The sequence below is a fragment of the Erwinia artemisiae genome (genome assembly GCF_051400835.1).
Classification (GTDB): Bacteria; Pseudomonadota; Gammaproteobacteria; order Enterobacterales; family Enterobacteriaceae; genus Erwinia; species Erwinia aeris.
This window is the reverse complement of the sequence record NZ_JBLFFM010000001.1, coordinates 780,324-786,533: the sequence shown is the minus strand read 5'-3', so window position 1 is coordinate 786,533 and position 6,210 is coordinate 780,324. Positions and strand designations below refer to the sequence as shown.

At 56.7% G+C, this 6,210-nt stretch carries 5 protein-coding genes and 3 tRNA genes; 2 read left to right on the top strand and 6 right to left on the bottom strand.

What is annotated here, in order from left to right; all coding sequences use genetic code 11:
* From ACMGEE_RS03760 to ACMGEE_RS03745, 4 genes are all read right to left on the bottom strand, one after another.
* A tRNA-Val gene (locus ACMGEE_RS03760) sits at nt 1-77 on the bottom strand.
* Between the two features lie 4 nt (nt 78-81).
* Nucleotides 82-158: transfer RNA gene (locus tag ACMGEE_RS03755), tRNA-Val, on the bottom strand.
* Nucleotides 159-162: 4 nt separating this feature from the next.
* Nucleotides 163-239 (bottom strand) — tRNA-Val (locus ACMGEE_RS03750).
* Between the two features lie 141 nt (nt 240-380).
* Nucleotides 381-1,754: an MATE family efflux transporter gene (locus tag ACMGEE_RS03745; protein ID WP_253454445.1), complete on the bottom strand. Its 1,374-nt coding sequence runs from the start codon at nt 1,752-1,754 to the stop codon at nt 381-383.
* 94 nt (nt 1,755-1,848) lie between these two features.
* Here ACMGEE_RS03745 and ACMGEE_RS03740 point away from each other — a divergent pair, with 94 nt between their 5' ends.
* A complete protein-coding gene (locus tag ACMGEE_RS03740; protein WP_301253218.1) occupies nt 1,849-2,505 on the top strand; it encodes a riboflavin synthase subunit alpha in 657 nt (218 codons plus the stop codon).
* A gap of 34 nt (nt 2,506-2,539) precedes the next feature.
* Here ACMGEE_RS03740 and cfa read toward each other — a convergent pair whose 3' ends face one another.
* Both cfa and punC read right to left on the bottom strand, forming a co-directional pair.
* Nucleotides 2,540-3,688: a cyclopropane fatty acyl phospholipid synthase gene (gene cfa, locus ACMGEE_RS03735; RefSeq protein ID WP_301253219.1), complete on the bottom strand. Its 1,149-nt coding sequence runs from the start codon at nt 3,686-3,688 to the stop codon at nt 2,540-2,542.
* A gap of 298 nt (nt 3,689-3,986) precedes the next feature.
* Entirely contained in the window at nt 3,987-5,174 is a 1,188-nt protein-coding gene (punC, locus tag ACMGEE_RS03730) for a purine nucleoside transporter PunC (RefSeq protein ID WP_436829698.1), read from the bottom strand.
* Nucleotides 5,175-5,288: 114 nt separating this feature from the next.
* On the opposite strand from punC, the gene punR reads away from it, so the two are divergent.
* The gene (gene punR, locus ACMGEE_RS03725; RefSeq protein WP_253454441.1) at nt 5,289-6,197 is read left to right on the top strand and encodes a DNA-binding transcriptional activator PunR; all 909 of its coding nucleotides are present in this window, start codon (nt 5,289-5,291) and stop codon (nt 6,195-6,197) included.
* The last annotated feature ends 13 nt before the right edge of the window (nt 6,198-6,210 follow it).

Sequence of the window (6,210 nt, the reverse complement as noted above, 5' to 3'; positions counted from 1 at the left end):
TGGTGCGTTCTAGAGGACTCGAACCTCCGACCCCCACCATGTCAAGGTGGTGCTCTAACCAACTGAGCTAAGAACGCAAGATGGTGCGTCCGAGTGGACTCGAACCACCGACCCCCACCATGTCAAGGTGGTGCTCTAACCAACTGAGCTACGGACGCACTGTGGTGCGTTCTAGAGGACTCGAACCTCCGACCCCCACCATGTCAAGGTGGTGCTCTAACCAACTGAGCTAAGAACGCATCATGCTGTCTGAGTGACAGCGGGGACGAATATTAACGACAGCCCTGGCGGCTTGCAAGCAGAAATCGCTATTTTCGGTGCGACTGCTGCGCAACTGTGCGAAGCGCAGCATTTTTAAACATCCGGTTTAAATGAAGATGTTAGCGGGCCGCGCGTGCCAGCAGCTGCGCTTCAGGCTGCCGCTGCAACCGCAGAATACGCCAGACCATCATAATCGCGCTGGAGGTCAGGCCAATAATAAAGCCTGTCCAGAAGCCCGCCGGGCCCATCGGCGCCACCACCCAGTCCGTCAACGCCAGAATGTAGCCGCTGGGCAGGCCCAGCACCCAGTAAGCGATAAAAGTGATAAAAAAGATGGCGCGCGTATCTTTATAGCCGCGCAGAATGCCGCTGCCGATAACCTGAATCGAATCGGAAAACTGATAAATTGCGGCCAGCAGCATCAGCTGAGCCGCCAGCGCCACCACGGCCGGATTCTGATTATAAAGCAGCGCGATTTGCTCGCGAAACACCACCGTGAACAGCGCCGTCAGCAGCGACAGCGACATGCCCACGCCCTGCGCCGTCCATGCCGCTACGCGAGCGCCTTCGGTCGAGCCCTGGCCAAGCCGGAAACCCACGCGGATAGTGGTGGCTGCGCCAAGAGAAAGCGGCAGTACAAACATCAGCGAGCTGAAGTTCAGCGCTATCTGGTGACCCGCCACCTCGACGATGCCCATCGGCGACACCAGCAGCGCGACGACGGCGAACAGCGTCACCTCAAAGAACAGCGCCAGCGCGACGGGAAGGCCGAGTTTAAAGAGGCGGGAAAGCGCCTTCGCATCGGGTGGACTGAACCGATCCGCCAGGCGGATATCGCGCATGGAAGAGGCGCGCGAAACCCATATTTTCATCGCGATAAACATTACCCAGTACACGGACGCCGTTGCCACGCCGCAGCCGACGCCGCCAAGCGCGGGCATCCCGAAATGGCCGTAGATAAAAATATAGTTAACCGGAATATTCACCAGCAGCCCGAGAAAACCCATCACCATGCCCGGCTTGGTTTTGGCGAGGCCTTCGCACTGGTTGCGCGCGGTCTGGAAAAACAGATAACCCGGCGCTCCCCACAGCAGCGCATGAAGATAGCCTACGGCTTTATCCGCCATCACGGGATCGATATTTTGCATAGAACGGATAACATAGCCGGCGTTATACAGCACAACCATAACCAGCAGGGAAGCGAAGGCGGCCAGCCAGTACCCCTGACGAACCTGGAAAGCGATACGATCGCGGCGGCCCGAGCCGTTGTACTGCGCCACAACCGGCGTGAGCGAAAGCAGCAAACCGTGGCCGAACAGAATGGCGGGCAGCCAGATAGATGTGCCGACCGCAACGGCAGCCATATCCGTTGCGCTGACGTCGCCGGCCATCACCGTATCCACAAAGCCCATAGCGGTTTGCGCAACTTGCGCAAAAATTACCGGAATTGCCAGCGCCAGCAATTGACGCGCCTCGGTCAGATACTTCTGCACATATACACCTGTTTTTTAACTGAAGGGAGAAAGACTATTTGGTATAGTTTTAAGATCAGACAAGAATAGCGAAAAATCCACCGAGGTCATAATTATGTTTACCGGTATTGTGCAGGGCACCGCAGAGGTGTTGGCAATTGAAGAGAAACCGAATTTTCGCACGCATATTGTCCGCCTGCCGGACGAGCTGCTGCCGGGACTGGAGCTGGGCGCTTCCGTATCTCACAATGGCTGTTGCCTGACGGTGACCGGGGTTGACGGCAACCGCGTCAGTTTTGACCTGGTAAAAGAGACGCTGCGTATTACCAACCTGGGGGATTTAAAGCCCGGCGATATTGTTAACGTAGAGCGCGCGGCGAAATTCAGCGATGAAATCGGCGGCCATTTAATGTCCGGTCATATTATGACTACCGCCGAAATCTGCAAAATCCTGACGTCTGAAAATAACCGCGAAATATGGTTTAAGCCGCAGGACAGCGAGCAGATGAAATATATTCTGCATAAAGGCTTTATTGGGATTGACGGCATCAGCCTGACGGTTGGCGAAGTCACCAAAAGCAAATTCTGCGTGCATCTGATCCCGGAAACGCTGGCAAGAACCACGCTGGGCGGCAAGCGGCTGGGCGACAGGGTGAATATTGAAATCGATCCGCATACCCAGGCGATTGTGGAAACCGTTGAGCGCGTGCTGGCGCAGCGTGAAGCGGCGCTGCTGGCGGCGGCCGCTGCGGAAATTCAGCCGGAAGAGTAATAAACAAGGTCGGCTTAGTGGCCGACCTTGTCCGCTAGTGCGGTACGCGCAATCCGCCCTCTTTACCGTGGGTAAAGACCACCTGCCAGAGCTGAATATCCCGCGCGCGGAAAGCGCCCGCACAGGCGTTAAGGTAGTAGCTGAACATGCGCTTAAAGCGTTCGCCATATTTATCCGCCAGCTGCGGCCACGCGGCTAAAAAACGCTGGTGCCAGGCCATCAGCGTCAGATCGTAATCCGCCCCAAAGTTGTGCCAGTCTTCCATTACAAAATGCGGTTCGTGCGCCTCGGCAATATGGCGTACGGAAGGCAGGCAGCCGTTAGGGAAAATATATTTATCGATCCACGGATCGACATTATCGTCCGTTTTGTTCGCACCAATGGTATGCAGCAAAAAGATGCCGTCCGGCTTCAGATTGCGATCGACCACGTTAAAATAAGTGGCGTAATTTTTTGGCCCGACGTGCTCAAACATACCAACGGAAACGATGCGGTCAAACTGCTGATCGAGGTCACGGTAATCCTGTAGCAGGATGGTGACGTCCAGCCCTTCACCACGTTGCTGCGCCAGCTTCTGCTGCTCGGCGGAGATCGTCACGCCAGTCACCTTGACGTTGTAATGCCGCGCCGCATAAGCCGCCAGCCCGCCCCAGCCGCAGCCGATATCAAGCAGCGACATCCCGGGTTCCAGCTGAAGTTTCTCGCAGATCATTTTTAATTTAGCCTGCTGCGCCTGCTCCAGCGTTTCCGCCTCTTTCCAGTAGCCGCAGGAGTATTGCATGTAGGGGTCAAGCATCAGCGTAAAAAGGTCATTACCAAGGTCATAATGCTCTTTGCCGACAATCCAGGCGCGCTTGCGGGATTGCAGATTAGTGAGGCGCGCGGCGGCGATGCGCAGCGTATCTTTAAAATGGCGAGGAAGCTGCTGATCCAGCTTAGCCAGCAGCACGCGGTGAAAAAACATATCCAGCTGCTCGCACTCCCACCAGCCGTCCATATAGCTTTCGCCCAGGCCCAGCGACCCTTCCTGCATCACGCGTTTAAAAAAATCGGGATGGGTCACCTGAATATCCCAGGGACGGGTGCCGTTAATTTCGATATCCGCGTTGCGTAACATTTCCTGGGCGATTCGATACCACTGATTTTCTTCCAGGCTCACTTCTTCTATACACGATGAACTCATAGCTTCTCCATCACCCTTCGTGATTGAAACCTGAGAAAAAGAATCATCAATTTCCACAGGGTTTGAGAAAACGCACGCTTAGCCGTGCGCCTGATATCCGGCGTTACAGAGGATTGAACTGAAACCTACAGAATGAGGGTGACGCCTGCCACAAAAGAGAACACCCGGACAACCCTGTCAGGAATCAAAAAAATGATACAAAGTTGTTATGAATTATTGCCTGAAATTGAGTATATGCTCACCTCAGGCAATATTCAACGCCTTATCGTTAGGACGCTAACTAAATAGATTCAGCCAGTTAACGACGGCTCTGAGCGTGGGTCAGGGGAGCGTTGGCTAACGTCGTCCTTTGTAAAATATAGCCAATAATTGTCAAAAACACAGTACTGAGCATGACCAGCGACGTGGTGGCGAGCGGGTTAGCAATAAAACCGGAAACAATCATGCTGGCGACGAAGCAGAGACCAAGCTGCAGCGTGTTTTGCAGCGCGGCTGCTTTACCGCTGGCCTGCGGAAAAGGCAGCAGCGCATTCGCCACCACAATCGGATAGATAGCGCCGTTGGCCAGCGCCATACCGCAAAACGGCAGCAGCAGCGCCCAGGTCGAAGGCGTTTCCACCTGTGCGGCGATGAAAAACGCGCCCACGCTGAGGGCATACAGCGTCAGCAGCCAGGGCAGCAGCGAAGCGCCTTCGGTCTGCTTCAGCAGTGCCCGACAGCCGTAGCCGCCGGCGAGAAAGGCCAGCGTCTGCGGCACGTAGCTAAGGCCGATATCGCCCGGCGACATGCCCAGTTCGGCCAGAATAAATGGCGAACCGGTCAGCCAGGCGAAAAAGCTGGCGGAGCAGGCGGCGTAAATCAGCACGTTGCCGCTCCAGATCGGCGACTTCAGCAGCGTGAAGAAACCCACTTTCGCCTCTTCCTTATGCTCTTTTGGAGCAGGCGTCGACAGAAAAAGCGTGGCGACCAGCAGGATCAGGGCCAGCAGCAGCAGCGCCAGGAAAATCGACCGCCAGGCAAAGTGGTTCAGCAGCCTGGCACCCAGCAGCGGGGCCAACGCCGGCGACAGCGCCACCAGCGGCATAATAGTGGCAAACACCCGGTTGGCCTGCGCGCCGGAATAGCGATCGATCACCAGCGCCTGCCAGCTGACGGCGGCGGCGCAAATGCCTACCGCCTGTAAAAAGCGCAGCGTCAGCAGCATTGTGGTGGATTCCGCCCACCATATTGCGCCGCAGCTGACGGCAAACAGCCCCAGCCCCATCAACAGCACCGGCTTGCGGCCAATGCGGTCGGAAAGCGGCCCCCAGAACAGCTGCGCGCTGGCAAATCCGGCCAGGAACAGGCTGAGGCTGGCGCTGATGACGCCCGCTTCGGTTTGCAAATCCTGCTGCATCGCCGTAAAGGCGGGCAGATACATATCGGTGGCAAGAAAACCCGCAACGCTGAGCAGCGCGAGGTAAAGTAAAAATCCTTTCGACGGCATGAGATTTTGCTCTTTTTTATCAGGTGAATAGCGGACGGCAGTGTAAAAGAGTGCGATAGCGGTTGTGAAACGGTAATATTTGCGTCTTGCGTTCAAAAATTTTGCAGGAAGAATATGTGGTCAGAACACTCGCTTGAGGTGATTGATGCGGTCGCCCGAACCGGCAGCTTTACCGCCGCAGCGGCGGAGCTGCATCGCGTTCCGTCCGCCATCAGCTATACCGTGCGCCAGCTGGAAGAGTGGCTGGCGGTGCCGCTGTTCGAGCGGCGTCACCGGGACGTGGTCTTAACGGCGGCGGGCGAGGTCTTTATTCAGGAAGGGCGGAGTGTTATCAAAAAAATGCTTGCCACGCGACGCCAGTGTCAGCAGGTCGCCAACGGCTGGCGCGGCCAGCTGAATATTGCCGTCGATCGCATTGTTAAAACCGCGCGTACGCGCCAGCTGGTGGTAGATTTTTACCGACATTTTCCCGATATGGAACTGCATCTTTCACCGGAGGTATTCAACGGCGTATGGGATGCGCTGGCCGACGGCCGGGTCGACGTGGCGATAGGCGCGACGCAGGCTATTCCGGTCGGCGGACGCTTCGCTTTTCGCAATATGGGAATGCTCAACTGGCGCTGCGTGGTGAAGGCGGATCATCCGCTTGCGCAACACCGGGAGAAGGTTAGCGAAGAGGCGATCCGGGAGTGGCCTTCGCTGGTGCTGGAAGATACCTCGCGCGCGCTGCCGAAAAGAACCACCTGGACGCTGGATAATCAGCGACGGCTGGTCGCGCCGGACTGGGAGAGCGCGTTTGATTGCCTGCTGGCCGGGCTGTGTGTCGGCATGGTGCCGGGGCATCTTGCGCAACCGCTGCTGCAAAACGGCTCGCTGTGCGAACTGAGGCTGGATCCGCCTTTTCCGGATAGCCCCTGCTGCGTCAGCTGGTCGGAACAGCAGGCGTCGCCAGCGCTGCGCTGGCTGCTGGATTATTTAGGCGAAACGGAAACGCTGAACAGCGAATGGCTGCGGGAGGCGTAAAAGACGGGCGGCA

Coding starts and splice junctions, on each gene's coding strand:
- punC (WP_436829698.1), bottom strand. CDS start 5,174: ATGCCGTCGAAAGGATTTTTACTTTACCTCGCGCTGCTCAGCGTTGCG.
- ACMGEE_RS03740 (WP_301253218.1), top strand. CDS start 1,849: ATGTTTACCGGTATTGTGCAGGGCACCGCAGAGGTGTTGGCAATTGAA.
- punR (WP_253454441.1), top strand. CDS start 5,289: ATGTGGTCAGAACACTCGCTTGAGGTGATTGATGCGGTCGCCCGAACC.
- cfa (WP_301253219.1), bottom strand. CDS start 3,688: ATGAGTTCATCGTGTATAGAAGAAGTGAGCCTGGAAGAAAATCAGTGG.